Raw genomic sequence first — 2,753 nt, forward strand, 5'->3', positions numbered from 1 at the left:
CTGCTCAAATTGAACATAAATTAATTTTCCTGCCTTAGTACTTTTAGTTTCTGGAGGACACACCGATCTTTTTTATCTTACGGACCACCTCCAAATCAAACCTCTTGGCACTACTCTGGATGATGCAGTAGGAGAAGTTTATGATAAAATTGCTAAAAAAATCCTCAATCTGCCTTATCTGGAGGGCCTTTGATTGATCAATTAGCCCAACAAGGAAAAGACACTTATCATCGGTCCGCCCTTATTTAAAAAATGATAATCTGAATTTTAGTTTTTCAGGACTCAAAAGCACTTTGGTAAATTTAGTGATGAAACAAAACCTAAAAGATATCAACATTCCTGATTTGTGCGCTTCTTTTCAAGCTAGTGTTATTTGATGTTTATATGAAAAAACTAAAAAAGAGCTTTAACCAAATATCGCGCTAAACAATTAATTGTTACTGGTGGAGTTGCTTCTAATTCTGGTTTAAGACAAAATTTTATGACATCTTTTGCTAACTTGGAAGTTATTTTTCCTAGTTTGCAATATTGACTGATCCAAGCTGCTATGATAGGTATTGCAGCGTATTATCAGAACCAAATTACTAAAGCTTCTAAAAATATGATCTTACAGCAAATCCTAATTTGTTTTTTTGATTTTTTGATAATACCCCTTTTTTTATATAATATATAACAATAAAAGAGTCCCAAAGAGACTCTTTTTATTGTTTATTTGGTTGTTGTTCTTTTTGGTTTACTTTTTGCTTTGGATTTTGTTGGAGTTTGATTTTTTTTCTCCATCTAAAGCATAAACTTCTTTAATATAAAAGGTGTCTTTTTCTTAATAAAGCTTTGGTTATTTTTTCAACTAATGTTTTATTAGTTATTAAAAGTTCTTTGGATGTTTTATAACATTCATCAACTATTTTTAACTTCTTGGTCTGCTTGATAACGAGTTTGTTCTGAATAATGTTCCAAAATTAATATATCCTAAAGGACTCATTCCAGAATAAGCAACCATCCCAAAAGCAATGCGAGTAACTGATTTTAGATCTGAATAAACTCCATTTGTTCTAGATTTACAAAAAAGTTCTTCGGCTGCTGCCCCCCAGAGAGCAAACTATAGCATATTTTAATTTATCTTCGGTTTGACTAAAATATTCTTTATCAGAAGTGTGCCACACATAACCTAGAGCTCCTCCTCTTGGAGGTTTTATCCTGCCTATCGTGATCCCCAATTAACTTGTTTTGTTATCTTCGTCGCTGCCTTCTTTAAAATATCTTTGTAAAAATTTGTTTATTATTAGAATCATAAACTTTATCCCAAGTATTAGGATTTTCCTAGTCTACTTGTTTTTCTTCGCCTTCATTATGAGGTTTATATGCTCTACTGGATGAAGTGTATGTTTGTGTTTACTTATTAGTTTTTGCAAAAACATAAGTAATATTTAATATAAAAAATAATAAAGAGAAATTAATAGAAATATAATTTAGATACTTTTAAATAAAATGATTTTTTCTTTTTGCATTATTCATTTTTATAATATAGACTCCTTTTTTATTTTATGTTTTTTAAAAAAAAATAAAAATAATTGTAATCATTAAAACTAAAAAATTAAATAATAATATATATTTTTTAAAACCAAAAGTAAATATTAAAATGAAAAAATAATTAAGTTATTTTGTATGTACATTTTTAATATTTTTTAACCCCATCTTTTTTACAAATTTGGCTACAGCAGTTCAAAAACAAAAATTACTATTAATGTCATTTTATAACAAAAAATAAAAACAGTTTTTATAATATAATCTCTGTATATCACAAAATTGCTTTCCTTTCAATTTTATATATAAAAAAAGAGACTTTAAAAAGTCTCTTTAACAGGATATTTAATTTTTTAAAAATATTTTTAATTTTTTATCAATCAATTTTTTCTAAATTGATTGATAAAAAAAATAAAAATATTTTTAAAGGATTAAATAATCCCAGAGGATTTTAAGGTCTCTTTTTTGTATATAAAATTGCGAAATAAGTAATATACAGATAGTAATTATAAAATTTGTTTTTTTATTTTTTTTGTTATAAAACTGACATTAATAATTTTTATTTTAACTGTATGTAAATTTGAATGAGGACAAAACAAAAAATCTTCTATGCAAAACAACGATTATTTTTTCATTTTAATATTTACTTTTTGAATTTAAAAAATATATATTATTATTTAATTTTTAGATTTTAATGATTACAATTATTTTAACACTAAAACATAAATAAAGAGATCTATATTATAAAAAAATGAATAATGCAAAGAAAAATCATTTATTTAAAAAGTATCTAAAATTATATTTATTAATTTCTTTGTTATTTTATATTAAATATTACTTATATTTTGCAAACTAATAAAATAAACACAGAGCATACATAATCCAGTAAGAGCATATAAACTCATAACAGGCAGAAAAACAGGAAATTGAGCTAGGAAATCATGCAGGACAAAGTTTATGATTCTAATAATAAACCATTTTACGAGATATTTTAAGGCGGCGACAACAAGTATGATTGAGTAGGATCGCAGTAAACGGATAAAAAACTGAAGAGCTGTATATGTGTACCTCGATAAAGAATGACTAGTCAGGCCAGTATGCTATAGTTGCTCTCTAGAGCGCTTATTCAGAACGTCGAAAAATCGGTTATACTGGCACCTGAGATGGTTGCTTATTCTGGAATCGCTGGAATATGTGGTACGGGCAGTATTCAGAACAAACAATGCATG

The 2,753-nt window shown here is 26.4% G+C and carries 2 pseudogenes; one reads left to right on the forward strand and one right to left on the reverse strand.

Annotated features, from left to right (window positions below):
• Positions 1 to 636: pseudogene (locus ACEW7V_RS01310) on the forward strand (tRNA (adenosine(37)-N6)-threonylcarbamoyltransferase complex transferase subunit TsaD); the annotation flags it as partial.
• Between the two features lie 271 nt (positions 637 to 907).
• Here the strand turns inward: ACEW7V_RS01310 and ACEW7V_RS01315 are convergent.
• A pseudogene (locus ACEW7V_RS01315) lies at positions 908 to 1,036 on the reverse strand (hypothetical protein); the annotation flags it as partial.
• Between the last annotated feature and the right edge of the window lie 1,717 nt (positions 1,037 to 2,753).

The organism is Areca yellow leaf disease phytoplasma, assembly GCF_041920595.1.